We start from the raw sequence: 26,923 nt of genomic DNA on the forward strand, positions 1-26,923 counted from the left end.
GGTCGCAGGAGTGATAAGTAGTGAAAAAGTTCAGATGGAGCATCTTGTTGTTTATTGTTTTAGCTCTAGTGCTATCAACAGGAGTCTCCTATTTAGCGCTAAATCAAAATGTTAAGAAAGCTAATGAGAATACCACGCAAAAAATGACAGTTGCATTAGTAAATGAAGATCAAGGTACTGTATTTGAAGGAAATAAAATAGCGTTTGGAGATCAATTTGTTAAAAATGTAAATAAAAATACGAAACAAGAATGGTACGTAGTTAGTCGTGGAGTAGCAGAAAATGGTTTGAAAAATAATAATTACAATATGATGATTGTTATACCAAACGATTTTTCTAGGAAAGCAGTTGCGATTGATTCGGAACTACCAGAGAAATTGACGTTAAACTACAAAGTAAATGCAACTGGGAATAATGATTTGAAAGCTGAGGCTGAGAATACGGCGTCAACAATTTTAGAAGATTTCAATAAGCAAATCATCGACGTTTATTTTGCAAGTATTATCGGTAAGTTGCAAGATGCACAAGATAATATAGGTAAAGTAATTGAAAAAGGAAACGTTCAAACAACTATGTACAAAAAAGATGTACATAGTCCTTTAGCAAATTACACAAATCAATTTAAAACAGTGCAAGATTATACTGGGGTTTCTGTTAATAGTTTTAAAGGATTTCAGGATGTATTAAAAGGTTTCGGTCAAGTGTTAGATGAAGGGAATAAATCTAACAATACTTACTTAGAAGGGTTTAATAACTTCCAAAAAATGCAATCTGATAATAATCTGTTAGCGAATAATTTTACGAGTCAATTTAATCAATACATGAGTGAAATGAATACAGGCGATGTTTTAAAGCAGTTAAGTGCTTTGGAATCTGCCAATAAAGTGATTACAAATCAATTTACGCTTTCAGAGAAAGAACCTAATATTTTAGCTGATGCTTCAGCAATTCAAAAACATTTAACAGATGTAAAAAAACAAGTGTCAGAATATGATACAGAACTTGCAGGAAAGTTAGAAAGTGATATTCAAGAGACGATAATTAAAAAGTTAAAGCAATCTATGTCGAACGATGGAAAGCAAGAGATCTTTATAAATACATTAATGAAACAACCAGACGTTCGAATAAAGAACCAAATCGAAAATTTAATTGCGAAATTACCTAGTTTAAACATGGAAGAAATCGTTCAAAGTGATTTGCCAGATACAACGAAATTACAATTGCAAAATGTAATCCAATTTACAAATAAATATAATAAAGAAAATAACTTTAATTATGATCCTGTAAATAAAATCTCTTTAGGAAACGCTATTAAAGAAGTAAAGGATAAACTTTATACAGAGGGAATTACATTTAGTGATACGGCGAAAGTAATTAAAATGGAATCTCCGCAAACTTTGAAGATAAATATTCCAGAAGAATTTAAACTAGATGGAAGTACAGAAGCTTTACATATTGATGATGTGGATCGTACAAGTGACTTTCTTCAAAGCGAAGCAGGAGAAATTACAATAGCTCCTCGTAATGAAGGGGATATAAAGATTAGCTTGCATGTAAAGTTAAAAGATCCAAACATCAATATAGATGTTTTCTCTCCTGTAACGTGGGACTGGAAACTGGATGGAAAAGATGAAAAAGAAACTAGTTCTGGAAAAGAAGAACCTAATAAAGAGGATAAAGGAACACAAACGGAAAACAGCAAGGTGGAAAACGTAGTTGATAAATCGCAATATGGCATAATGCCGTTAGTACACAATGCTCAAAAGCCTATTATTCAAAAAACAGAACAGAGTAATAATGGTGACAGTGTAAAGCCTGATGCAGGAGGAAAGCCTGATGCAGAAGGAAAGCCTGATGCAGAAGGAAAGCCTGATGCAGGAGGAAAACCTGACACAGAAGGAAAGCCTGATACAGGAGGAAAACCTGATACAGGAGGAAAACCTGATACAGGAGGAAAACCTGATACAGGAGGAAAACCTGATACAGGAGGAAATCCAGACACAGGAGGAAATCCAGACACAGGAGGAAAACCTGACACAGGAGGAAATCCAGACACAGGAGGAAAACCTGACACAGGAGGAAAACCTGACACAGGAGGAAATCCAGACACAGGAGAGAAACCAGACACTGGAACAGATAACGGTGGAAAATCAAAAGTTATTGAACGAATGACGAATCAAGTTGTACATCAAAAAACAGAAGTATTAACAAAAAATACATCTAGTGTATTAATAAAAGAAGCAGTAGATACAGTCGAAAGTTATCAAGGTTTAATGAGCCTTTACGAAATGTATTATGGGATTGATTTAAGAACGCAAGATGTAGGTTCTAAGCTAGAAGAGGGAAGTTTAGAGGCAATTGCAACTGAACAATCTTTGTACTATGTATTAAATAAACAAAGCTTAATTGATTTAATTTCAAACCTTGTTTCATCAGGTATTACGGCAGAAGTTAAGCAAGATATGACAGGTTTAAAGCAAAAAATTGACTCTTATCAACAATTCATTACGAGTGCGGATCAAAATTCAATGTTACTAGCAGAGAAATTAAATGTAACGACGCAACAAGCAACTAGTATGAATGAAAATTTAGGGGAATATTTAAAAGGTTTAGCGAAATGGCGTGAGAGTAGCTTAAAGCTAGTTGAAGAACAGCAAGTGCTAACAACAAATAATACTGGTGAGCAAACAGCTGTTTTATCGTTAGATTCTGGTATTAAATCATTAATGTCACAAAGTCAATCATTGGTCGAGAGTTCGAAGCATAGTTTAGCAACTTCAGACGATGTTTATAAAACATTTGATCAAATTAATGGACAAGCAAAAGAAATTCAAGACAGCGGAACGACAATTGTTTCAAAAGCTGATTCATTATTAAATGACTTTACAAAGAAAATGGAAGATGATAAAACATTCTCCAAAAACTTTACTAAAATTTTGGCTAATAGCCGAATTGGTGATCGCCAAAATGAAATGTTATATCAATTTTTATCTAGCCCAGTTCAAAAACAAAATGATGGAGTCATTGTAGCTGGTAATGCTTTTACACCATATTTAATCGTATTAACTTGTTTTATTGTTGCGTTATTTACAGCATACGCAATTGCGAATCAAGAAAAGAAACGAACGCAATCAGATCATTTTGAAGAGAAATTCTCATTAATTGATATGAATGTACCAACTACAGTAGTAGCATTCGGTATATCAATTGTGGAAGGAATTAGTATAGGTATCATTTCTGGACGTCTTTTACAGTTTGGTCAGGATCAAAGTTTACTATGGATTGCGTTTATCACAATCATTATGATGGCGTTTGTATTGGTTTCAACATACTTATTGCGACAAATAAAAATGGTAGGGATGTTTATCCTATTAGTATTTTTAAGTATGTACCTATTTTTAACTGAAGCAGTTGGAAGTAAAGTAGATCAAATGTCATCAGTTGGAAAGGTACGTCAATTTTCACCACTTCAGTATATAGAAAGTTTTCTAAATGATTTTATTAGCGGTAAAGATACGGGGAAAGTTATTTTTATCGTATTGTTTGTAATTGCCATTATAGGGTTAGTTAGTAATCTATTTGTATGGCATAAGAAATGGGAGGAAAAAGAAGCAAATGATCAAACAATGGAGCATAGTGGCTAAGTTATCATTTCTCTCTATCCTTTTACTGTTTGTCGCGCTACCGATAAGGAGCGCGGCGGACAGTTATCTTGGTGATGATGGGAAGATTAAGTTTAAAGTGGATCGAATTGAAGAAAGCGACCAAGAAAAAAATAAAGAAGAACATAAGGAAACAGAATTAGATAAAGCATCAATTGAGTTATTTAGCAAAGACATAGAAGAAGAAATTCAGAAAAAGAAAAAGAAAGAACAAAAAGATATGGAAGCTTTACGAGATTCTCTTTTTATAAAACAAAAAGAAAATAATAGTGTGAAAGATATGAAAAATAGTTTGTTTAGCAGTGAATACGTTGTGAGAAAAAGTGCAGATGAAGTAGCGAGTAATGAAACAATGAACGAAAAGCCAATTGGTACAACAATCATATTATTATTTGGTGGTGGCATTGTACTTATTTGCATCGGTATTTATACGGTTCTTCGCAAAAGTTGGAGGTAAAGTAATGGCGATACAAACGCATATTAATGTAACGGTAGATTTTAGTAAATGGAATGGAAATACATATGATTTACGTATTCCGAATCATCAATCTATTAAATATTTATTGAAAAATTTATTAGATACGCTAAATGTGGAGAATCATGAAGGTTCACATTTTGTAATTAAAGTAAAGAATAAGTCAATTGTTTTAACAGATAATGATCGTTTAATCGATCACCAAATAACAAATGGAGATATTTTACAAGTTTTATAAAAAATTTTTTTTCTTATATTTATTTGAAAATAAGTTATTACGGGTTATAAAGAAAAGGAGAAGAGGATAAACATGACGGAAAAAATAATTCAAATTGATGCAATGAACTATCAATTTCAAATAGAAAAAGAAAATTGGAAATTGGAGATGACCAAATCTCAAACACGTATAAAAGACTTCCGTCAATTCGATATAATTACGGGCGTATCATCTGAATTTGTACCATTAACAATAGAAGAAACGGATGATATGTTTACGTTTCTATATCAAGTAGATAAAAAATTATATAAGTGGGACGATCTTAGCCGTTTGGGAAGAAATGAGAAATTAAGACTGCTTCGAAATGTTGCGCAGTTTCGTAAATATTTAAATAAAAGAATCACGTTCTTTTTACATCCGGACAATATAGTTTTTAATGCTAATTTAATGCCAAGTATTATACATAGAGGAATTCGCGATATTGTTCCACCAACCCCGTTGTTAGAAGAGCAATTTTTAACACAATATAAGTGTCTAATTATCGCTTTATTCTCCCAAAAGCACAATTTTGATGATTTGTATGCTGGGTTACTAAAAGATGCAAAAGAAACAACATTTGAACAGACAGTTTCTCAAATGGAAAGCATAGATGCATTACTGCAATTTCTTGATGACAGCTTTGAGAAGGAACAAACAAAAACAGAAAACAATATGCAGTTAGTACATAAAAAGAGCTACAAATCATTTAAATATTTAGCTTTTTCCTTCATAGCGGCGACAGTTGTTTTAGCTGCTCCTTTAATATATTTCACTTTTATAAAATTTCCTTATCAAAATAAATTATTAGAAGCAAATGCGAATTTCATAGCAACTGATTATGACAAAGTAATTACGCAATTAAATGAAGAAGAATTTGAATCATTACCAATTGCATCTAAATATGAGTTAGCATTTGCATACATTACAGCTGAAAAAATGCCTGAAAATCAAAAGAAGGCGGTTATGAAAAACATTAGTTTGAAAAGTGATGAAAAGTATTTGCTTTATTGGATGTATAACGGAAAAGGTGATTTTGATAAATCATTAGATTTAGCTAAAACCCTTGATGATCCGCAGCTTATTATGTACGGCCTTCTTCAACAAATGGATGCGTTGAAAAATAATCCGGACTTGTCAGGAGAAGAGCGTGATCAAAAGAAAAAAACATATGAACAACAATTAGATGAATATAAAAAGAAATATGGCAATACATCTAGCGATAAAAATTTGTCGGACACAGAGAAAAAAGAGTAAGAAAGCACTTGATGAGACAGTTAAAAAGGAGCAGTGAACACGCATGGAGCAACTATTAGTATTGACTTATGGAGACAAAATATATAAGTGCACATTACATCCAACTGAGCAATCAATAGTGTCGATTGGAAAAGAGTGGACAAATGATATTACGAATCCAAGTTTAGAACAAGAAGTAGAGTTAAAGTGGAATAATGAAGTAAACGCTTGGATGATACAGGATCAATTAATAGAATTCAATAAGGAATTTGAGATTGGAAAAACGAAAGATGTGAGCTTGAAAATCTTTATATCTATTATTGGCACAACTAAAGTGTTTGATATCGGAACAAAGCATTCTCTTACATTCAGTCAAAACAGTTATGATGATATTTCTATTACCGGTAGTAGTGTAGATATAATGCTATCTCGTGAAACGCTGTACGATTCATTTAAAGTGAACGTATACGACGGGGAAGTATTTCATAATTATACAAGGCTAAAAGATAGCGCTATGTTAGAAGCAGGAGACCAATTATATTTTGATGGCGTTTTAGTGGAGATAGGCAGTGAAGATATTCAAGTATTGTCTTCAGAAGATAAAGTGAAATCTACGTTACCTATTTTAGTAGAATCAGAAACGAATTATCAAAGTGGTTATCCAGACTATCATCGTTCACCACGTATTATTTACCGTGAACCAGAAGAGAAAATGACAATTGCAAAACCTTCAAGCATGCCGTCAAAACCGACTGAGCATTTGGCGAGAATTATTGCACCTGCTCTTGTCATGATTGTCGTAACAGTATTACTTGCTATCTTTATGAAATATGGAATGTTTATTATCGCATCCATTGCAATGACATTAGTAACGATCATTGTTTCTGTCACATCTTATATAAAAAATTTAAAGCAATATAAAATCGACATCGTTGAACGTGATAAAAGCTATAGAGAGTATATAAAACAAAAAACGAAAGATTTACATGCAGAAAGTGAAAAACAGCGTCATGCATTACATTATCATAATCCAAATGTTGAGGTTATACGTAATATGGCTGTTCAAGTAAATCCACGTATTTATGAAAAAACAATGCAACATCATGATTTCTTAACATTTAGCGTTGGTACAGGGCAAGCTAATACGAGTTTTGAAATTCAGTTTAATGAAGAAGAATTTAGTCAAACGAAAGATGAATTAATTGATATAGCACGTGAACTAAGACAACGTTATCTTTCATTGGAAGATGTACCAGTTGTAACAGATTTAATGAATGGACCAGTGGGTTATATTGGCCAACGCTCTTTAGTGTTAGAGCAATTACAATTATTAGTTGCACAAACGGCGCTATTCCATAGTTATTATGACTTGCAGTTTATTACTATTTTTCCTGAAGAAGAAAAAGAAAAATGGGATTGGATGCGCTGGTTACCTCATGGAAGTGTTCGCGATATAAATGTACGTGGATTTGTATATCATGATCGTAGTCGTGATCAAGTGTTAAATAGTTTATATCAAATATTGAAAGAACGAAAATTAAAACTAGACGAAAAGAGTTCAACTAATGAAAAAATGTATTTTGCACCGCACTATGTCGTTCTCATTACAGATGAAAAACTAATACTAGACCATGTTGTTATGGAATTCTTTAATGATGATCCGAGTCAATTAGGTGTATCACTTGTTTTCGTACAAGATGTTATGCAAAGTTTACCGGAACACGTGAAAACGGTAATAGATATAAGAGATGCAAAGCAAGGAAACATCATATTAGAACAAGGAGAGCTTGTTAACCGTCAATTTAAACTAAATCACGTACCGAAAGGTTTCAATTTAGAAGATGTTTCACGAGCATTAGCACCGTTAAATCATTTGCAAAACTTAAAAAATAGTATTCCAGAAAGCGTAACATTTTTAGAAATGTACGGTGTTGAAAAAATAAAAGAACTGAATATCACAAAGCGCTGGGAGAAAAATGCAGCACATAAATCTTTAGCTGTACCACTTGGATTACGTGGTAAAGAAGATATCGTAAACTTAAACTTACATGAAAAAGCTCACGGGCCACACGGCTTAATAGCAGGTACAACCGGTTCAGGTAAGTCGGAAATTATACAATCGTATATTTTATCTCTAGCAGTCAATTTCCATCCTTACGAAGTTGCCTTTTTACTAATTGACTATAAAGGTGGCGGTATGGCGAATTTATTTAAAAACTTACCGCATTTATTAGGAACAATTACAAACTTAGATGGAGCACAAAGTATGAGAGCGCTCGCATCAATTAAAGCCGAATTACAAAAAAGACAACGATTATTTGGAGAAAATGATGTCAACCATATTAATCAGTATCAAAAACTGTATAAAGAAGGCTTAGTAAGTGAACCAATGCCACATCTATTTTTAATTAGTGATGAATTCGCGGAATTGAAGTCAGAACAACCAGAATTTATGAAAGAGTTAGTTTCAACAGCTCGTATTGGGCGTTCACTCGGAATTCATTTAATTTTAGCTACTCAAAAACCGAGTGGTGTTGTAGATGATCAAATTTGGAGTAACTCGAAATTCAAACTAGCACTAAAAGTTCAAAATACGTCGGATAGTAATGAAATTTTAAAAACACCAGATGCTGCTGAAATTACATTACCTGGACGTGCTTACTTACAAGTTGGGAATAATGAAATTTATGAACTATTCCAATCGGCTTGGAGCGGAGCAGACTATGTAGAAAACAAAGAGGATAAAGAACATTTAGACGCAACAATCTATGCAATAAATGATCTAGGACAATATGAAATATTAAGTGAAGATTTAAGTGGACTTGGTAGCAGTAAAGAAGTAATAAGCGTACCATCTGAACTGGATGCTGTTATTGACTATATTCACGATTACGCAGAAATAAATGAAATTGAAGCGTTAGCTAGACCGTGGTTACCACCACTTCCAGAAAGCGTATATTTACAAGACTTACACGCTATTCAGTTCAAAGAAGCATGGACGAAAGAAAAGAAACCATTAAAAGCAACCGTTGGTTTATTAGACCAGCCTGAATTGCAATCACAAACACCATTAACATTAGATATTAGTAAAGACGGACACGTAGCGGTCTTCTCAAGCCCAGGCTACGGAAAATCAACATTCTTACAATCAGTCATTATGGATGTAGCTCGTCAGCATAGTCCGGAGCATTTGCATGTGTATTTAGTGGACCTTGGAACAAATGGTCTTCTACCTTTAAAAGGATTACCTCATGTAGCGGATACGATTACAATTGACGAATCAGAAAAATGTTTAAAGTTTGTTGAAAGATTAACTCAAGAAATGAAAAATCGTAAACGATTATTAAGTGAATATGACGTTGCGAGTATTGAAATGTATGAAAAGGCAAGTGGGAAAGAAATACCACATATTATTATTGCAATCGATAATTATGATGCAGTAAAAGAAGCAAAATTCTATGAGAGCTTTGAAATGATAATTATGCAAATTGTCCGAGATGGTGCTAGTTTAGGAATTCATACTTTAATAAGTGCAGGACGACAAAATGCACTTAGAATTCAATTGTACAATAATATTAAAATCCAAACTTGTCTATATATGATTGATCAGAGTGAAGTAGCTAGTATTGTAGGGAGATCTGATATAAAAGTGGAAGAAACAGCAGGAAGAGCGTTAATAAAACTAGAATCTCCTACATTATTCCAGGCTGCATTACCTACGAAAGCAGAAGATGAACTACAACAAATTCAATTATTACAACAAGAAGCAAATGATATGGATCGAGAATGGGATGGAGAACGTCCGAAGGCAATTCCAATGATGCCAGAAGTGATTGATATTGCTACGTATCGTAAAAATAAAGACGTTACAAAAGCTCTACAAGCAGGAAGAATTCCAATGGGGCTTGATTTTGCAAATGTAGAAGTTGTAGCTCATGATATTGCGGTGAATGATCATTTAATGATTTATAGTGTAGATGATAGTATGGGAAAACAAATTGTATCTAGTATCCTATCTCAATTGAATAAAGATTATTTTGAAAGTGTGACATTAGTGGATACAGCAGAGTATAGTTTCGTTCAATATAAAGACAATGTGACGCACTACATTGTAGACGAAAATGAAATAAATATGCATGCGAAGTATTGGATGGAAGTAATTCGCGAACGAGCTTTTGAATTAGCACAAGCAAGACAAGAAGGTAGAGAAATTCCTGCATTCACAAAACAACTCATTATCATGACAAATGTTGAAGAGTTTAGTAAATTTGTTTATTTAGAAATGGAGGATGCAGCGACTTTAATTGATTTATCTCGTACAGTAGGTATTTACTTTGTATTAGCAGGTCACCACGACTACATGGACCGAAATCGTGAAGCTCTACCTATGAAAATGAGAAGTAAACTAACAGCAGCAATTATCGCAATGCCATTAAATGATCAAAGTATCTTCAATATAAAATATATAAGCAACGAAGCGCCATTAGGTAAAGATGAAGTGTATTACTATCAAAAAGGGAACATAATGAAACTAAAAATGCCTAGAGTAACTAACGAGGTGACAGTATGAAATTAAAGAAGAAAGCTAAGGTGATGATAGTCGTGTCAATAGTGGCAAGTTTATTAAGTGGATGTGGTTTTGGAGAGACAAAGATAGAGTATGAGAGATTAGTAAAGGCGTTGGATGAAGGGGACATGAAGACTGTTATGTCTGCGAGTGATGATGGGTATGCGTATGTGAAACAAAGAGGTATATATAGTACATATGAACAAAAGGAAGATGGAGAGCATAGAAAAACAATCTATCAAACTTCGGAAGGGATATATAATACGAAAGATAAAAGTTTATATGGAAGTACAACACAAGCGGTTACTTCAGCAGTAGACAGCAAAGATAATAAAAAAGAAGGTGTTTATCGTACCAATATTATGTATAAAAATGGACAGGTGAAAAGTCCGGATTCAAATCTGGATGTTTCATACGTAAACTTAATTGTTGATCGTTTAAAAGGAATAGGGAAACTAAAGATGAAGCCCGGAGATGATATAAAAAAGTTTGATCAACCTAGTACAGTTGGATATAAACTAAATGAATCAGAGTTTCAGAGTATTGTTAATGATAAGTTGAAAATACAATATGATGAATATGATGGTGGATCGATTGTACTGCATATAGATTCTAAAGATGGTTCAGAGCAGATATTGGAGGTAAGTATTGTAATAAATTATAAGAAGCGAAATGATGAAGGTAAGTTAGTAGAATATATATCACAAATACACACATATTTTGATAGTCAAAAAGGTAATAATCAAGATGCAAAAAAAAAATATATAGATTACAGAGCACAGGATAAAAATAATAAGTAATTAGGAGTGAGTAATATGAGTAAGGATGTGAAGCAAGATAAAGAAATAATAGAGGATATAGAGGTAAGAGAGATAAATTCTGATTGGGGGAAATTGGAGCTAGCTGGAAAGGATATTTATGACTTTAAAGCTGGTAAAGAACCGTATAACCAACTAAGTCAAAAAAATAAAAAGACATTACAGGATAAATTTAACGCAGATTTTATAGATGATAAAGTTGATGAAAATACAGGATTTGCTGCATACGCTTTTAAAGATAGGTCTACAGGAGAAATTGTAATAACATATGTAGGAACGGAAGATGCAACGGATGCAATAACAGATGGTGAAATTGGGGGACATAATATAACAGGTGCAAATAAAATAATGTTAGGTAATTTGGAACACGATTTTACAGTTAGACAGTATGATCAAGGAGAAGAATTTTATTTGAAGGTTAAACATGATAACCCTTCTGCCAAAATTAGTGTAACAGGGCATTCATTAGGTGGTGGTATAGCTAATACTGTATCGTTAAGACACCAAGAAGATAATATTGAAACATTAACATTAAATCCAGCGCCTGTATTAAACCGAGATGTTGATAAATTTGGTAATGGGTTTGATATGAAAAATGTTCGGAATATCATTAATCAGAATGATCCACTACATATTGGGATAAAGGCAGCAGACTTCACACTTCCGGGAAGAATGTATAAAATTCCGAATCAAGCAGGACACTCATATGCTTTTACAGTAAAGGATTATGATGAGAATGGACATCTAATATGGATTGATAAACTAGCAAGTGATAACGATACGGGGTGGGATATTATCCCAGGGTTTATGGAGTTTTCTCAATCTGCTGGGGCTATATACACAGGAACTATACATGATGTATTTCATAGAAAAGTTTCTATAGAAGAAGAAAAGGTAGCTGGAACTGCAATTAATTTGATACTAAATGCAACGCCAATTTCTAGTATTATAGGTGGAATATTAGGTTACTCGGACATTGTACAAGGCAGCAAGGAGCTTGAAAAGCTAAGAGAAAAAGTTCAAGAAGGTTTTTCAAGATTAAATACAAAGTATGAAAGACTAAAATCTCAAATTACAGCAGAAGCAATCCAATTTAGTATAATGGTTACAGTTGAAATAAAAGGAGCGGTAGATATCGCTGTAGAATGGATTGAAACAACTTTAGCGAAATGTAAGGAAAAAGTTTTAGAAGTATTAGAGTCTGTATTTAATACTGCTATAAATTTTTTAGCTGGAAGTGTTGTAGTATATTTAGCTACAAGTGAAATTTTAGAAATTGCAAAAGAAGTTGCAGCTTCTTACGTGCAAGATTTACTAGATTTGTTTAAAGGAGATTTTGTAGTTGATACAAATGTAGCTGCAATTGTATCTGAACATATATTAAGTCATCGTCACTCATTGTTAAATCTCTTTATGAATGATAACAGTAGGGGGATAAACCGTTCTTTATTAGGTGAAATTGCTAAAGATGTGAAGGAGTTATCGAAAGATTTAAAGCAATTAAACGACGATGTTTCAGAAGCAGTATTTTCTATGTTTGCAAAAGATGAAGAATTAGGGGCAGTTTCATATTATTAAAACTCCAAGTTTATAAATTTAAAAGAGAGGGGTATGAAGGTGGATTTACATACGATAATGTCAAGAGTTCATAGTACATTTCCAGCTAGTGGTGGACGAGAACAAATTATAAACGTTGTAGTGCAATTGGAAAAAGCAGCTGCATCTTTAACTGGGGATATTAGAAGGTTAGAGAGTAGTATTGATAGTACATTACAAGGGAAAACACGTGAGGCATTTATTGATCGTATCCGTCAATTAGAGAAAAAAAGACAAAAAATAGAAGAGAAAATTAGCGTACTAAAAGGGACAGTGAATTAATATGAAAGATTATATGGATAAAGTATTACCTTTAGGCAGTGTTGTGAGATTGGCTCTTAAAGAAGAGGAAAATGTAGAGTATGTAATCACTACGAGAGGTTTATTACTTGATGAAAACACATTCTATGATTATGGCGGAGTGTTGCATCCAGTGGGTTTAACCGAAGAGACATATAAATTATTTAACCACGCGGATATTGCAGAGGTTAAATTTGAAGGGTATCGAAATAAAATTGAAGGTCAATTTGCAGCTAAATTTAAAATGTGGCGGAATGAGTTTGTTGAAAAAGTAATTGAAAAAAATAAAAAGAAACAACAAGAATAAGAGTTAGAAATAAAGGGAAAAAAATAAATTAAAAAGGAAATAAGCTTTCCTCTTCCAAAATGGAAAGAGGGAAGCTTATTTTGATTGATTAAGGGTGTCAGTATGAAGTTAAAGAAGAAAGTTAAGATGATGATAGTACTGTCAATAGTAGCAAGTTTATTAAGTGGATGTGATTTTTGGGGAAATCAAATAGATTATAAGTCATTTGTCAAAGCTTTGGATGAAGGTGACATGAGAAAGGTTATGTCTGCGAGTGATGATGGGTATGCGTATGTGAAGGAACGGGTTATTGATTTTACGACAGAAAAAAATGGTGATGACAGAATTCATAATACACTATATCAAACTACTGAAGGTATATATAATTTGAAAGAAAATTTATTGTATGGAGAGACCACTCAAAAAATAACAAGTGATATTAAGAACATAAAAGATAGACATAAGGATAATAAATATAAAGAAGAAGAAAAATATAGCACTAGGTTCATGTATAAAGATAGAAAGGGTTACAGTACTGATTCGAGCTTGGATGTTTCACATGTAAAACTAATTTTTAATAGATTGCAAGGTGTTGGGAGTTTACAACTGAAAGTAGATGGAAATAAAAAGAAATTTAATGAACCAAATACAGTTGGTTTTACGTTAACGGAATCACAATTTCAAGAAATAATTAACGATAAATTGAATTTGCAATATGATAGTTTTGAAACAGCATCAATTGTATTTAATTTTAACGATTTTAAAGATACGAAACAGCATCCAATGCAAATAATACAATTAATAATTTCAATTGTATATGAAAAGAAAAATAGTGAGGGGAAATTATTCACACATACTCAGCAAATATCTGTGAATTTTAGTAGTAAAAAGGATAATGATCGGGAAGCTAAGCAAGATTATATGAATTATGAAAAGTCTTTTCAAAATAATAAATCATTCTAAGGGATCTGATTTGTTTTGAAGAATTGAAGGTCAATTTGCAGCTAAGTTTAAAATGTGGCGGAATGAGTTTGTTAAAAAATAAAATAGATGTTTTGAAAAATGGTATTAATGAGAATTTATACTTTTTATCCTGTACGATGAAAATGGGGATATTTCGGTATTTTTATAGTTAGGAAAAAGTTATTCTAAAAGGAGTAAGTTGGGTGAATCATAGACGCAAGAAAAAGAAACCGAAACAAATAAGAAAAGAAGCTGTTCAGATAAAACCGATAGTAGAAGAAAAACCACTAAAGAAGAGTAGCAACAAGTTAGTTGATATTCTCCTAGGTATTCTTCTTTTTCCAATTCTTATATGGGCTGTCTTGGAAGGTTGTACAACACAATTAAGCAAAGGGAAGACTTTCCTTATTATCGTTTTCTTTCTCTTAATTGCAATAGGGTTATCTATGATAGGAAACAAATAAGGGGGAGTGCAGATGTTTAAGAAGAAGGAGAAAAAAACATTTACGTTAGATTGGTAAACACACAAGGGGAAATCATTCGAGAGTTTAATTGTACAGAAAAAGACTTGCGAAAAGTAAAAGAAAATGGTACTGAAATTCGTTTGGTTGGAGATAACTCATATGAGATGGTAGCAACCGATGAACAATTAGAAAAACTAGCAAGAGCTGAAGCAGAAATCGAAGCGGAAATTAAGGCATGGGAAGATGCTTTAAATGAGAGTTTGGATGAACGCGAGGAAAGAGAAGCGAGACAGAGAGAATTGAAAGAAAAGAATAAATGGAGTACAAAGAAGAAAGTAATCGTATTTGGACTGATATTTTTTGTATTTATTGGATTACCTATTATCGAAGGGTATCAAAATAGTAAATTAGTTGAAGAAGGTACATCATTAAATGCAGAAATTGTAGGTAGGCATGTAGAGAAGGAATTCATGTTTACACACCCCACATTAGTAGTTGAGGTAGATGGTAAAAAGCATAATGTATGGGTAAGTGAAGAGACATATAACGGAGCAGAGTGGTTAGGTAGACTAAAAGTCATCAAAACAAAAGATGGTAAAGTTGAGAAAGACCCTAGATATGAGGGGAAAGACTTAATTACGAGTTATTAAGCAGTATGTTTTTAGTATTCGCTTCTCTCAAATTAAATAACATTATTATTTGCAAAAATCGAATCCATTAAAATAAAAAACAAATTTTAAAGAACTGTAATAACCTCCTAGCATATTGTTGATGAGAGGTTATCACCTTTCTGAAGATAAAATTAAAGAGCTATATTATCTCGATACAATTGTGATGACAGTAACGTTTTTACTAAGTGAGTGCAGTTTCGGGGGAAACAAAAATAGAGTATGAGGGATATGCTTAAGTAAAAGAGAGAAGAATATTTAGAGCTTTTGAGGAGAAAGAAGGCTATTTGAACTATCAAAAGCATTCTGATTATGTACGGTAATTAATATAGAGATAATATTATCTGAATATAGTTACACAAAGATGAATGTACTTAAAAAGTTAGGAATGTAATGGGATTTTATTGAATGAAAATTATTTAAACTGTATAGAGGTGAAAAGGCTGAATGTGGAATATAAGAGAAGAAGATTTAGATGGATTTAGGATGACATGTAAAGATCGTTTAAGTCCTGAAGGTGCTGCGGGCTTTATATTTGGAGGAATACTTTATAGTTCAATAGCCGTTTTTTCTATTATTGTATCAGGTGGTTGGGAGTACTGTATGGTTCTCCTTAACATAGGAATTGTTAAGCTAGAGGTGTTGGCATATGCTCTGCAAGTAATTTTTTTCGTGCTATATTTATTTCCAAAAGCACAATTTAAATTTCAAAAGTTACAAACATTTGTCGTATTATTATATGCATTTCAAATGGCTACTATATTACTTACAGTTTTAGTTGTTTCTGAAATAGCTAATAATTCAATGGATCGTATTACGTTGAATTATGTATGTTTGCTATATTTAGGAGCGGTAATTTTCCATATTGTAACAACAATAGATACATTTAAATTGGCAAGTAAAGGTGCGTTTAGTATGGATGAAAGATCCGTGTCCTTTTTTAGTAAAACAAAAGGAACTATGATGAAATTTGCTTCAATATACGCATTAATCCTTCTTATTTTGATTTATTTTCATAATGATTATGCATTTGATACTTTTATTGGATATGTAATAGGAACTGTTTTAATGTATACGATAGCCATCGGTGCAGCTGAATTTCAGCTATTAGTATATTGCAGGTTTAAATTTCCGTCATTTAACATTTCATGGGAGCAACATAAAAGAGAGACTCCAAGATATCGAAAGAAAAATAAAAAAGGTAAATCAAAACGTAGGGCATAAAGAAAGTGTGTATTGTAAGTTTTGATGGTAAAAAAAGTAATGATTTAAAGAAGAGTATTTGAACTGCTAAAAGAAATTTTAATTATGTAATGTGAATAAAAGAGTATCTAGTTGGAAATGTAGAGAGAGTAGTGTGATGATAAAATGAATAAAAAAAGGGTTTCTAAAATAATTCCTATCATAATAGCAATCAGCCTACTACAAGCATGTAGTTTTTTTGAAAAAAAGATAGAGTATGAGCCATTTGTCAAAGCATTGGATGAAGGTGACATGAAAAAGGTTATGTCTGCGAGTGATGATGGGTATGCCTTTGTGGAACAAAGAGGTATATATAGTACATTTGAACAAAAGGAAGATGGAGAGCATAGAAAAACAATCTATCAAACTTCGGAAGGGATATATAATACGAAAGATAAAAGTTTATATGGAAATACAACACAAGAGGTTACTTCAGCAGTAGACAGCAAAGATAATAAAGAAGAAGTTGTTTATCGTACCAATATTATGTATAAAAATGGACAGGTACAAAGTCCGGAATTGAATCTGGATGTTTCATATGTGAACTTAATTGTAGATCGTTTAAAAGGGATAGGGAAACTAAAGATGAAGCCCGGGGATGATATAAAAAAGTTTGATCAGCCTAGTACTGTTGGATACAAACTAACTGAATTAGAGTTTCAGAGTATCATTAATGATAAGTTGAAAATACAATATGATGAATATGATGGTGGATCAATCGCATTGCATATTGATTCTAAAAATGGTTCAAAGCAGATATTGGAAGTAAGTATTGTAATAAATTATAAGAAAAGAAATGATGAAGGCAAGTTAGTAAAATACATATCACAAATACATACATCTTTTAATAGTCACCAAGGTAATAACCAAGATGCGAAACAGGAATATATTGATTTTAAAGCAAAGTATAATAAGGCGCAGTAATATTTAGAAGGGCATTTGTACGTAAAGATAATAGCGACATAAGTGTGATAAATGTTTCATAAATATAGTGGAAAGAATTTGAGGATAAACGCCCCAATTGCTGGAGTAGATGCAACAATTGGGGCGTTTATCTGTCTAAATTTAGTTTGAATGCATAACATTTTTTAGTTAGAGTCCTCGCTCCTCAAGTAGTTTCTTCATAATAACGGTGTGAAGTTTTTGTGTAATCGGCTTTTATTGCTAAGTTACAACTATTTCCTCTTATAGAGTACTTCTTATTATCGATACATCGTCCACATCCCGATGTCTTTAAACCCTAGTCGTTTATAAATTCGTCCAGCAACTGGATTGTTATAAAATAAACAAAGTGTTCGGCCTTCTTTCGTAAAGTCTTGAATCATTTTTTGCAATATAAGCGAAGCATATCCATTTCCGCGGTAGTTCGGATGCGTACATACGCCGACAACCATGGCAGATAATGAATTTTCAGCGGAAGTTGAGGCGGATGCGATGATTGCACCGTCTTTTTCAATATAATATGTACGTCCTGTATTTGTTTCGATAGCTTGCCTTAACATTTTTTCAGATTCATTTGCAGTCGGGAATTCAGCGATGTCACTTCGTAATTTCATAATTCGTTCTATATCATCGAGTGAGGCAAGTTTAATTGTTTCATGAATTGGTGTGTTAGGTAAGTTGTTGTCATCTTGGCATTCGCAAAAATACATTTCATTTTTGGCGCCTAGTTGTACAGTTGGAGCAGTTTCAAATCTTTCTACAATAGTTGACTTGCCAGAGAGTTTAAGCGGCTTATATGCGGAAAGAAGTGCCTCATAGTCAGTAACCACAAACTCTTCTTTACTATACGGTATAACTGTATCGTGAAAGCGAAGTAAAATCGATTTTAATGTTCCGTTCTCTTCAAATACTCCCCATAATTCTTGAAAATCTGTATCATAACCGAAAGCTTCAATATCTCCAATAATAAATAAGTTAATGGATGCTTCTTCTTTTAGGTAAGCGAATACTTGTTCATGATCTTTCTTTGTTAATTTTCGCATCATAACGAATCAACCTCTTTTTTTATTTTTCTGAAAATTACAACTTAAGTTTTTTGAAATCAATATAAAATTTTATGTTTAGTTCACAAACTTTCGGAAAAACTAGGAAAGATATGACAAAGGAGGTTATGAACGGTGGATCATCCAATTCAAGGATTAATGAAAGCGGCAATGGAAAATTTAAAAGAAATGGTCGATGTGAATACGATTGTTGGGGAGCCTGTTCAAACGGCTGACGGTGGTGTAGTGTTAACGGTTTCTAAAGTAGCGTTCGGTTTTGGAGCAGGAGGTTCTGATTTCCAAACGAATGATGGACAAAGAGCGAACGGTAACCCTGCATTTGGTGGCGGTAGCGCGGGTGGTGTTTCTATTACACCAGTAGCATTTCTTGTGGTGAATAAAGATGGAGTAAATATTCTTCATTTACAAAATGCGACACATTTAGCAGAAAAAATGATTGAATTAGCTCCACAAACAATTGATAAAATTCAATCGATGTTCCAAAAAGATGAAAAGAAAGAGGGAAATCATCATCCTCAAAACCCGGATGAAATCCTTTAAAAACGCCTGCTTATGAGCAGGCGTTTTTTCTTGTAATCACTATGTAATAAAACACATGAAATTGTAAATAGTTTTTGAAGTTTTTTCTATGTTTCTAAAATTTTTCATGTTAAAATATGCTATAGAATTGAAACATATAAAACGAAGGTGGCTAGGTGCTTTGTCTGGAGGATCTGACCAAGTAAAGAATATGATATATATTAATGGTAATCGTCGAGGTCATTGTTTTATTACATCAGGAATTACGTTTAAAGAGTTTGCAAGTAACATCCCTTCACCGCTTCATCAAGTTTTGCTTTTGAAGCATAACTTTGAATGGACGGATTTTCATTATCATACTTTATTTGAATATGTTGAGGAAGAAAATATACATAAGCTAATTCAAGCAGAGATTGATGAATTTGATGAATTTTGTTGGGTAGATTTTGATGATGCAAGCGATTTAGATGAATTAGAGCCAAAAGAAATTGCAGAACTGTTATATTTGGCTCACAAAAAAGAACCACTTGCAAGAACATTCTTTCCGTTGTTGAAAAATAGATTTGTTTATTTTTCACATGATGACGGTTGGTACAACAAAGTATATTACCGTAGAATTGCTGATTTTGTTGGAATGTTAAGTAAAGTCATTCCTTATAAACTCGGTGCTTTCGGTAAGAAACGTTTTTCTTTCTTCCAAAAATCAAAAATTTTCCCAGCAATTTCAAAAGAAGTGATTATGGGGCTTATTCCATTAATGGAAGATGGTCTTTATATTGATTTAGCAGGGAAAATTGAGTCAAGAAGAGGTCTTGAAATTCCGGTATATGTAGTTGGTTCGTATGAAAGTACGGATGAGGTGCTAGATAATATCGATGAATTGAAAGAGGAAGCAACAGAAACAGGTTGGCTCATTTTTGATAAGAAAGAACAAGAGTGGCAATGGGTTGTTGACTAAGAAAACTTGGCGCATGAAGTCAAGTTTTCTTGTCATTTGAAAGGAGAACAAATGAAGAAATATTATACAATTGTGGGTATTGTAAGTATTATTCTCGTGGCGATATTGCTTATTACGTGTCCGAAAGAATCAGATTTTAATTCGTATGTAGAGGATAAGTATGCGTTGAAATGTGATGAGAGTAGTTTTGAATGCACACAAAATGTAGATGGTAAAAAAGAAAAGCTACAATTTGAAAGTACAGATGCACGAAATGGTGTATTCTTTATGACTGTAAAGCAAACGTTTAAAACAGAAGCTGGTGTTACGAAAGAATATAGCGGAGTAGGGATGTTTGGTACATTTCTTTTTGTTTCAGAAAAGACTTTCTAGTAATAGAAGGTCTTTTTTTTATGCTTGTGTTCATATAGATGAAGTAAGACAAGCATAGGAGGGGTAGTGATGAAGAATACATGCATCGTTTGCGGTGGTGAGGAGTTTTTTTCCTCAACGTTGTACGCTCGTACGAAACAAGATTGGGCATATGCGCCAAACATGTATCGATTTGAAAAAGTATTTATTGAACATAGGGATGAAGAGAATTATCCGGTCTTTCAAGAAATTACAGCAAAGCACTGTTGTGGATGCGGTCATATTATGTTGTATCATGAATGAACACACCAAGTATAACTTGGTGTGTTTTTTTAAAACGCTGACAAAGCAAGCGGATAAAGTAAAGTAAATAAAACAGAAAAACTACCAAAACCAATTGCTGTATATCCAAGTGTTCTTGCTCCGAAATTAACAGCTAATAAACCAACTAAAATCGCAAGAGAACCAAGTGTAACTGGATAAAAAGCAATTGAGAATAACGAAAGAAATAATGCGACATAGCCTATCATTGCTCCGGTATTTGTACCTTCTATTTCATTTGCAATTTCTTTGCGCTCATGTCTAATTGGAATGCCGGCTGGAGATATTTCAGCTGCATACTCTTCGTGTTTTTCACCACTTTTAAAATGATGATTTCTCTTTCTTCGCATGTACATCCCTCTCTTTCAATTGGGTGTATCTATAGTATCTTTCAAAATGAGAAGAGCATGAGTATGAGTTAAACCCAAGTAAAGCAAAAAATGGAGAAAATAGATTTCGTTGTTATCTTACTTATCCCGCTATTTGCGGGCAGTAAAACTTCTATTTCAAAATTCGGCTAGAGTAAAGAAGTTATGTAGGAGCCGGGTTGCCTGTAAAAGCTCGATTGGTGTGGGCTAATAATCAGTGGGAACGAATAAAACCGCCACTAATTAAAGTTTCACTCTATCTCCTTATGAAGATAAACAGGGATTTTGGAAAATGATGTAGAATGAATTGAATGATAATACGTGAAGGTAGGGGAATGTATGAAGAAATTCAATTGGCATGAATCAGCAGAGAAGAAGTGGGATAGTAGTGCGGAATATTGGAATAAAAATAGTCAGGAAATGTGGGATAGCGGGAGCAGGAGTACAATTATTCCATTTTTTGAACAGTACGTGGAGAAAGAAGCTCAAGTGTTAGATGTTGGCTGTGGTGATGGATACGGTACATATAAATTAAGTCGCGTTGGCTATAAAGCAGTTGGAGTAGATTTATCGGAAATTATGATTCAAAAAGGTAAAGAACGTGGGGAAGATTCAAATTTATCTTTTGTGAAAGGAGATCTTTCCGCTTTACCATTTGAAAATGAACAATTTAAAGCGATTATGGCCATTAACTCTTTAGAATGGACTGAGAATCCATTACAAGCATTAAATGAAATAAAACGTGTTTTAAAGAAAGATGGATACGCATGTATTGCAATTTTAGGACCGACAGCAAAACCTCGAGAGAACAGTTATCCTCGTTTATACGGCAAAGACGTTGTTTGTAATACGATGATGCCTTGGGAATTTGAACAGTTAGCGAAAGAACAAGGTTTTGAAGCTGTAGATGGCATTGGTGTATATAAGCGCGGAGTAAATGAGAAGATGCTAGGTCAACTACCTACAGAGTTACAACAATCCTTAACATTCTTATGGGTATTTATGTTAAAAAACGTATAAAGAAATGAAAGAATTTTTAGGAGGTAAATAAGTGCAGAAAATACAAAAAACTGATACAATATCATCAGAACCAATTAAAGGGGGACTAGGGTATATGACAACTACTACAACAGTTAAATCCGATATTGAAATCGCACAAGAAGCGAGTATGAAGAAGATTCAAGAAATTGCAGCCGATTTAAATATTTTAGAAGATGAATTAGAGCCATACGGGCATTATAAAGGTAAGTTATCTCTTGATATTTTTAAGCGCTTACAGGATGAGAAAGACGGTAAAGTTGTTTTAGTAACAGCGATTAACCCAACTCCAGCTGGAGAAGGTAAATCAACAGTAACAGTTGGTTTAGGTCAAGCTTTTAATAAAATTGGTAAGAAAACAGTAATTGCACTTCGCGAACCATCTCTTGGACCAACGATGGGACTAAAAGGCGGAGCAGCAGGTGGTGGTTTTTCACAGGTTGTACCAATGGAAGACATTAACCTTCACTTTACTGGAGATATTCACGCAATTACAACTGCGAATAACGCGTTAGCGGCGTTTATTGATAATCATATCCAACAAGGAAACACACTTGGAATTGATACGCGTAAAATCGTTTGGAAACGCTGTGTTGACTTAAATGATCGTGCCCTTCGTAACGTCGTAATTGGTCTTGGTGGACCAGTTCAAGGTGTACCACGTGAAGACGGTTTTGATATTACAGTAGCATCTGAAATTATGGCCGTATTCTGTCTTGCAACGGATATTCAAGATTTAAAAGCACGTTTATCTCGCATCGTAGTTGCTTATAACTTTGCAAATCAACCTGTAACGGTTAAAGATTTAGGTGTAGAAGGTGCGTTAACATTACTACTAAAAGACGCATTAAAACCAAACTTAGTACAAACGTTAGAAAATACACCAGCTATCATTCATGGCGGACCATTTGCGAATATCGCTCACGGTTGTAACAGTGTTATCGCTACAACAATGGCAGCAAAATTAGGTGATTATGTTATTACAGAAGCTGGATTCGGTGCAGATTTAGGCGCAGAGAAGTTTTTAGATATTAAAGCTCGTGCAGCTGGCATTAAACCAGAAGCAGTTGTTATTGTTGCGACTATTCGTGCGCTTAAAATGCATGGCGGCATAGCAAAAGATCGATTAAAAGAAGAAAATGTAGATGCATTAGCAAAAGGTATGGAGAACTTACAGAAGCATGTTGAAACAATTCAAAGCTTCGGTGTACCTTTCGTAATTGCAATTAATAAATTCATTACAGATACAGATGCAGAAGTTACATACTTACAAGAATGGTGCAATGAGCGTGGCTATGCAGTATCCTTAACAGAAGTTTGGGAGAAGGGTGGCCAAGGTGGAGTTGACCTTGCTGAAAAAGTACTAAAAGAGATCGAAAAAGGTGAAAATAACTACGCGCCACTTTATGAATTAGAATTACCATTAGAAGAAAAAATTCGTACAATTGCTCAAAAAGTATATGGCGCAAAAGATATTGATTTTGCTCCGAAAGCACGTAAGCAATTAGCTCAATACGAAGGAGAAGGTTGGAGTAACCTACCAATTTGTATGGCGAAAACACAATACTCTCTTTCTGACGATGCAACAAAGTTAGGTCGTCCATCTGACTTTATCGTAACAATTCGTGAATTAAAACCATCTATCGGTGCAGGGTTTATCGTTGCATTAACAGGAACAATGTTAACTATGCCAGGTCTTCCAAAACAACCAGCAGCACTGCAAATGGATGTAAATGAAGATGGAAAAGCAGTAGGTTTATTCTAAAAGGTTGTAATTCATCTCGTTTATCTGTAAACTATATATACATCAAGTGGCGCCTTTCCATCGAAAGGCGCCTGTTTTTTGGAGGAAATTATGTTTGATCCAACTGCTTTTGACAATTTAAAAGTAATCGTAGAAGGTGCTGTTTATGATTTTGACTTACATGGTGATATTCTTGTAACAGATCGAAAAGATATGATGGACCTTGCTTCATTAAGTCGTATATATCATATCTCGTTTCAGTTAACAGAACCGTTCGAACCATTAGTAGAAGCGACATTTTCATTATCTGTGGATGCAAAGAACTTGTCTGGTGAAATACTAGAAGTGCCTCAGTTTACACCAGGATGTGAAATGAAGTTAGCATTTTCATTCCCGATAGAACAGCCAGAAGGAGTATGCGAAGAAATTGAAACTTTCATGCGTTCTATATGGGGAAAAGAAAGAATGATTATGCAAAAAGTTTCATACGAATATAATAAGCAAGCGATTTCATATCATAATAAGGTAGAGGTTCTATTTCAAAAAGCGATTACAGAAGACCATGTTGATGATTTAATAGCTGTTATTTCACACATGATAGAAACGGTGCGAACAATACAGCATTTTCTTCAAAAATAGAGATAAAGGAGAAAAACAAATGATAAAAGATATGCAACCATTTTTACAACAAGCTTGGGAGAAGGCTGGTTTTAAAGAATTAACTGAAATTCAAAAACAAGCGATTCCAACTATTTTAGAAGGACAAGACGTTATAGCTGAATCTCCAACTGGAACAGGAAAAACATTAGCGTACTTATTACCACTTTTACATAAAATTAATCCTGAAGTAAAACAGCCACAAGTTGTTATTTTAGCTCCAACGCGTGAACTTGTCATGCAAATTCATGAAGAGGTTCAAAAATTTACAGCAGGAACTGATATTTCAGGTGCATCTTTAATTGGTGGTGCAGATATTAAGCGCCAAGTGGAAAAATTGAAGAAACACCCGAAAGTAATTGTTGGTTCACCAGGACGTATTTTAGAATTAATTCGTATGAAAAAGCTAAAGATGCATGAAGTGAAAACGATTGTATTTGATGAGTTCGATCAAATAGTGAAACAAAAGATGATGGGTGCTGCACAGGATGTAATTAAATCAACGATGCGCGATCGTCAATTAGTATTCTTCTCAGCGACAATGACAAAAGCAGCAGAAGATGCAGCACGTGATTTAGCAGTTGAACCACAATTAGTACGTGTAACACGTGCAGAGTCAAAAAGCTTAGTTGAGCATACGTATATCATTTGTGAGCGACGCGAAAAAAATGATTACGTAAGAAGAATTATGCATATGGGCGATGTAAAAGCAGTTGCTTTCTTAAATGACCCATTCCGTTTAGATGAAATTACTCAGAAATTGAAATTCCGTAAAATGAAAGCAGCAGCTCTTCATGCAGAGGCAAGTAAGCAAGAACGTGAAGCGACGATGCGTGCTTTCCGCGGCGGAAAATTAGAAATTCTACTTGCTACTGATATTGCAGCACGTGGAATAGATATTGATGATTTAACACATGTAATTCATTTAGAGTTACCTGACACTGTAGACCAATACATTCACCGCTCAGGACGTACTGGACGTATGGGCAAAGAAGGAACGGTCGTGTCTCTTGTAACAGAACAAGAAGAGCGTAAATTACTTCAATTTGCGAAAAAATTAGGTATTGTGTTTACGAAGCAAGAAATGTTCAACGGATCATTTGTAGAAACGAAACCGAAAGCACCGAAGAAAAAGAAACCAGCATTTACTGGGAAGAAAAAGCCTAGATAAATAATGGGAAAGACGTAACTATTTGTAGTTACGTCTTATTTTGTTCATTGGTAAAGTAGTGAACGAGTAAGTCGATAAATTTTGTAAAGAAGTACATATCAACTCAAAAGGAATAACAATAGCACTTGTAGAAACCTACATAGAATATAAAAACCATTAGGAGGAATACAAATGATTCATAAAGTCGGACAAATTATGTTATATGTAAATAATCAAGATGAGGCAGTAAATTTTTGGACGGAAAAGGTAGGGTTTCATGTAGTAGCAGAGGAAGATAACAAGCAAGGGATGAGATGGATTGAAATCGCTCCAACTCAAGATGCAGAAACGAGTATCATACTACATAATAAAGAAGTTATTTCGAAAATGAGCCCAGAATTGAATCTTGGTACACCATCCTTAATGTTCTTCTCAGAAAATCTTGATCAATTATATACAGATTTAACAAATAAAAATGTTACAGTTGGCGAAATGGTAACTATGCCTTCTGGTAAAGTGTTTAACTTTGCTGATAGTGAAGGGAATTATTTTGCGGTTATGGAAAAGAACAAATAATGATGTTATGGAAAAATCCCCCTCGTATAAAATGAGGGGGATTAAATATTTGAAGTGGACTTTTTATTCGACAGTTGTTCGATATAAAAAGCGCCTTTTTCAATAGCGGTTTCAATATAACCGACAATTTGATTAAACGTGAACACCTGTAATTCTTCATGCAAATGTTGCTCTGGATACAACATATCTTCAAAAAGGTATGTTCGAAAAGCTAAAACATTTCCTTTAGAAACTTCTGCGATATCCACAATGTGAGCCTCTTGATTAAGAAGAGAGAATAGCTGTTGTTCTTTGTCGTAATGATGAAGCAACTTTGCATTTAACAATTTAAAATCGTTATAGTACATAGGTGCGATAGTTTCGTCATTTTCTATTCTATTTTTTAGCCAAGGTAGAAAAAAGCCTTGTAGCCAATTATCGTCGGCAATGAGGTGGGTGTAATAGCCTAAAATAAATGGGGAATCTATATGTGCTTCATATTTATGAATAAATGAATCATAATCTATTCTTCTCGTATAGTTCTTCGTTGTACCGGCATAAAAATGTGAGGTGCCTTTTTCTTTTTTTGAATGAACAGCATCAGGGGCTACAGCTCCAAGTAAGAAAGAAGTTTTATCTTGAATACATAATTTCTCAGCAATACCGTTAGCGATAATCACATGCATAATTCTTGATCCCATGAATGCCACCTCTGTTTCAAGTATT

The 26,923-nt window shown here is 33.7% G+C and carries 25 protein-coding genes and 2 pseudogenes; 24 read left to right on the top strand and 3 right to left on the bottom strand.

Going from position 1 to position 26,923, the window contains the following annotated elements:
• The first annotated feature begins 20 nt into the window (after positions 1 to 20).
• The 15 genes and pseudogenes from esaA (at position 21) to JDS95_RS08515 (ending at position 17,454) form a co-directional block, all read left to right on the top strand.
• The gene (gene esaA, locus JDS95_RS08450) at positions 21 to 3,644 is read left to right on the top strand and encodes a type VII secretion protein EsaA (protein WP_199690399.1); all 3,624 of its coding nucleotides are present in this window, start codon (positions 21 to 23) and stop codon (positions 3,642 to 3,644) included.
• Positions 3,616 to 4,119 (top strand): type VII secretion protein EssA, encoded by a 504-nt coding sequence (gene essA / locus JDS95_RS08455; protein WP_000595649.1) that lies wholly within the window; start codon positions 3,616 to 3,618, stop codon positions 4,117 to 4,119. The genes esaA and essA overlap by 29 nt, the downstream gene beginning before the upstream one ends.
• Before the next feature lie 4 nt (positions 4,120 to 4,123).
• Positions 4,124 to 4,375: an EsaB/YukD family protein gene (locus JDS95_RS08460; RefSeq protein ID WP_097956891.1), complete on the top strand. Its 252-nt coding sequence runs from the start codon at positions 4,124 to 4,126 to the stop codon at positions 4,373 to 4,375.
• Between the two features lie 72 nt (positions 4,376 to 4,447).
• Complete coding sequence (gene essB, locus JDS95_RS08465; RefSeq protein ID WP_000136619.1) at positions 4,448 to 5,647, top strand: type VII secretion protein EssB; 1,200 nt, start codon at positions 4,448 to 4,450, stop codon at positions 5,645 to 5,647.
• Between the two features lie 43 nt (positions 5,648 to 5,690).
• Positions 5,691 to 5,969: pseudogene (locus JDS95_RS32105) on the top strand (FtsK/SpoIIIE N-terminal domain-containing protein); the annotation flags it as partial.
• A pseudogene (essC, locus tag JDS95_RS08470) lies at positions 5,967 to 10,196 on the top strand (type VII secretion protein EssC); the annotation flags it as partial. The pseudogenes JDS95_RS32105 and essC, both read left to right, overlap by 3 nt.
• Positions 10,193 to 10,993 (top strand): DUF3952 domain-containing protein, encoded by an 801-nt coding sequence (locus JDS95_RS08475; RefSeq protein WP_000768479.1) that lies wholly within the window; start codon positions 10,193 to 10,195, stop codon positions 10,991 to 10,993. The pseudogene essC and the gene JDS95_RS08475, both read left to right, overlap by 4 nt.
• Before the next feature lie 15 nt (positions 10,994 to 11,008).
• The gene (locus tag JDS95_RS08480; RefSeq protein WP_000031241.1) at positions 11,009 to 12,589 is read left to right on the top strand and encodes a lipase family protein; all 1,581 of its coding nucleotides are present in this window, start codon (positions 11,009 to 11,011) and stop codon (positions 12,587 to 12,589) included.
• A 39-nt stretch (positions 12,590 to 12,628) separates the two neighbouring features.
• Positions 12,629 to 12,889: a hypothetical protein gene (locus tag JDS95_RS08485; RefSeq protein WP_000363098.1), complete on the top strand. Its 261-nt coding sequence runs from the start codon at positions 12,629 to 12,631 to the stop codon at positions 12,887 to 12,889.
• Position 12,890: 1 nt separating this feature from the next.
• Positions 12,891 to 13,214, top strand: a complete 324-nt coding sequence (locus JDS95_RS08490; protein WP_000656376.1) for a DUF4176 domain-containing protein — start codon at positions 12,891 to 12,893, stop codon at positions 13,212 to 13,214.
• Between the two features lie 102 nt (positions 13,215 to 13,316).
• Positions 13,317 to 14,156: a DUF3952 domain-containing protein gene (locus tag JDS95_RS08495; RefSeq protein ID WP_000768494.1), complete on the top strand. Its 840-nt coding sequence runs from the start codon at positions 13,317 to 13,319 to the stop codon at positions 14,154 to 14,156.
• 203 nt (positions 14,157 to 14,359) lie between these two features.
• Positions 14,360 to 14,620, top strand: a complete 261-nt coding sequence (locus JDS95_RS08500) for a hypothetical protein (protein ID WP_001016546.1) — start codon at positions 14,360 to 14,362, stop codon at positions 14,618 to 14,620.
• A 104-nt stretch (positions 14,621 to 14,724) separates the two neighbouring features.
• The gene (locus tag JDS95_RS08505) at positions 14,725 to 15,270 is read left to right on the top strand and encodes a hypothetical protein (protein WP_050426868.1); all 546 of its coding nucleotides are present in this window, start codon (positions 14,725 to 14,727) and stop codon (positions 15,268 to 15,270) included.
• 465 nt (positions 15,271 to 15,735) lie between these two features.
• On the top strand, positions 15,736 to 16,512 hold the full coding sequence (locus JDS95_RS08510) for a hypothetical protein (RefSeq protein WP_000267190.1): 777 nt from the start codon (positions 15,736 to 15,738) through the stop codon (positions 16,510 to 16,512).
• 144 nt (positions 16,513 to 16,656) lie between these two features.
• Positions 16,657 to 17,454, top strand: coding sequence for a DUF3952 domain-containing protein (locus JDS95_RS08515; RefSeq protein WP_001036297.1), 798 nt, complete (start codon positions 16,657 to 16,659; stop codon positions 17,452 to 17,454).
• A gap of 278 nt (positions 17,455 to 17,732) precedes the next feature.
• Here JDS95_RS08515 and JDS95_RS08520 read toward each other — a convergent pair whose 3' ends face one another.
• Positions 17,733 to 18,518 (bottom strand): GNAT family N-acetyltransferase, encoded by a 786-nt coding sequence (locus JDS95_RS08520; protein WP_199690401.1) that lies wholly within the window; start codon positions 18,516 to 18,518, stop codon positions 17,733 to 17,735.
• A 132-nt stretch (positions 18,519 to 18,650) separates the two neighbouring features.
• Here JDS95_RS08520 and ytfJ point away from each other — a divergent pair, with 132 nt between their 5' ends.
• From ytfJ to JDS95_RS08540, 4 genes are all read left to right on the top strand, one after another.
• Positions 18,651 to 19,076 (top strand): GerW family sporulation protein, encoded by a 426-nt coding sequence (gene ytfJ / locus JDS95_RS08525; protein ID WP_000349987.1) that lies wholly within the window; start codon positions 18,651 to 18,653, stop codon positions 19,074 to 19,076.
• Positions 19,077 to 19,236: 160 nt separating this feature from the next.
• Positions 19,237 to 20,013: an oxalate:formate antiporter gene (locus JDS95_RS08530; protein WP_000014090.1), complete on the top strand. Its 777-nt coding sequence runs from the start codon at positions 19,237 to 19,239 to the stop codon at positions 20,011 to 20,013.
• Positions 20,014 to 20,064: 51 nt separating this feature from the next.
• Complete coding sequence (locus tag JDS95_RS08535; protein WP_000761187.1) at positions 20,065 to 20,385, top strand: hypothetical protein; 321 nt, start codon at positions 20,065 to 20,067, stop codon at positions 20,383 to 20,385.
• A 69-nt stretch (positions 20,386 to 20,454) separates the two neighbouring features.
• Entirely contained in the window at positions 20,455 to 20,667 is a 213-nt protein-coding gene (locus JDS95_RS08540) for a hypothetical protein (RefSeq protein ID WP_000798747.1), read from the top strand.
• 29 nt (positions 20,668 to 20,696) lie between these two features.
• Here JDS95_RS08540 and JDS95_RS08545 read toward each other — a convergent pair whose 3' ends face one another.
• Positions 20,697 to 21,035: a hypothetical protein gene (locus JDS95_RS08545; protein ID WP_001253192.1), complete on the bottom strand. Its 339-nt coding sequence runs from the start codon at positions 21,033 to 21,035 to the stop codon at positions 20,697 to 20,699.
• Positions 21,036 to 21,392: 357 nt separating this feature from the next.
• On the opposite strand from JDS95_RS08545, the gene JDS95_RS08550 reads away from it, so the two are divergent.
• The 5 genes from JDS95_RS08550 (at position 21,393) to JDS95_RS08570 (ending at position 26,218) form a co-directional block, all read left to right on the top strand.
• Positions 21,393 to 22,073: a class I SAM-dependent methyltransferase gene (locus JDS95_RS08550; RefSeq protein ID WP_000714420.1), complete on the top strand. Its 681-nt coding sequence runs from the start codon at positions 21,393 to 21,395 to the stop codon at positions 22,071 to 22,073.
• A 94-nt stretch (positions 22,074 to 22,167) separates the two neighbouring features.
• Positions 22,168 to 23,856: a formate--tetrahydrofolate ligase gene (locus tag JDS95_RS08555; RefSeq protein ID WP_033661278.1), complete on the top strand. Its 1,689-nt coding sequence runs from the start codon at positions 22,168 to 22,170 to the stop codon at positions 23,854 to 23,856.
• Between the two features lie 90 nt (positions 23,857 to 23,946).
• Positions 23,947 to 24,474, top strand: a complete 528-nt coding sequence (locus tag JDS95_RS08560; RefSeq protein ID WP_000460213.1) for a hypothetical protein — start codon at positions 23,947 to 23,949, stop codon at positions 24,472 to 24,474.
• A 19-nt stretch (positions 24,475 to 24,493) separates the two neighbouring features.
• A complete protein-coding gene (locus tag JDS95_RS08565) occupies positions 24,494 to 25,663 on the top strand; it encodes a DEAD/DEAH box helicase (RefSeq protein ID WP_000588603.1) in 1,170 nt (389 codons plus the stop codon).
• A gap of 171 nt (positions 25,664 to 25,834) precedes the next feature.
• The gene (locus JDS95_RS08570; protein ID WP_000581484.1) at positions 25,835 to 26,218 is read left to right on the top strand and encodes a VOC family protein; all 384 of its coding nucleotides are present in this window, start codon (positions 25,835 to 25,837) and stop codon (positions 26,216 to 26,218) included.
• A 41-nt stretch (positions 26,219 to 26,259) separates the two neighbouring features.
• On the opposite strand, the gene JDS95_RS08575 is transcribed toward JDS95_RS08570, so the two are convergent.
• Positions 26,260 to 26,898, bottom strand: a complete 639-nt coding sequence (locus JDS95_RS08575) for a zinc dependent phospholipase C family protein (protein ID WP_000535612.1) — start codon at positions 26,896 to 26,898, stop codon at positions 26,260 to 26,262.
• Positions 26,899 to 26,923: the final 25 nt, after the last annotated feature.

It is taken from the genome of Bacillus cereus group sp. N24 (assembly GCF_016483345.1).
GTDB lineage: Bacteria > Bacillota > Bacilli > Bacillales > Bacillaceae_G > Bacillus_A > Bacillus_A toyonensis.